Origin of the sequence: Salinisphaera sp. Q1T1-3 (genome assembly GCF_003602005.1) — a bacterium.
Taxonomy (GTDB): Bacteria; Pseudomonadota; Gammaproteobacteria; order Nevskiales; family Salinisphaeraceae; genus Salinisphaera.
Window position 1 is genome coordinate 1 of record NZ_QZWD01000042.1, and the last position, 465, is coordinate 465.

The 465-nt window shown below is 39.4% G+C and carries 2 pseudogenes; both read left to right on the top strand.

Going from position 1 to position 465, the window contains the following annotated elements:
• Nucleotides 1-181 (top strand): annotated as a pseudogene (locus tag D3260_RS17080) (hypothetical protein); the annotation flags it as partial.
• 100 nt (nucleotides 182-281) lie between these two features.
• Nucleotides 282-465: pseudogene (locus D3260_RS17085) on the top strand (hypothetical protein); the annotation flags it as partial.

Here is a 465-nt window from a genome sequence, read left to right on the forward strand (position 1 = left end):
TGTTGTATCGGTTCCAACTGATTACAACGATATGAAGATGCGTTCGTCTCGTTATGAAGTTGCGGCAATCGTTGATAATCAACGTAAAGTGCTGAAAGAATGGGATGGCAAGACTGAAGCTTTGCATGTCATCGTTGGCACTGCTGGAGAACTAATCTCCCAACGTAAACGTGAAATCTAATAAGTAATTTCTTAAAAGGCTGCTTCGGCGGCCTTTTTTATTTGTATTTTGTGCAGAGTGCTGTATAATTGTTGTCACGATAAACTAAACAGGAGAACCAATGAAGAAATTGATTCTAGGTTTGTGCTTAATGTTTACAGCACACTTATCTTATGCAGTTGACTGCCCAGAGCTATCAATTAGCCAAAAAGTAAACATGTTAAAAGCTTACCAGTATGGTGAGAATAACATGGGTAAAGGTTGGGGTATCACTCTAGCTGCTATAGCCTTACAAGAGTCAGAGT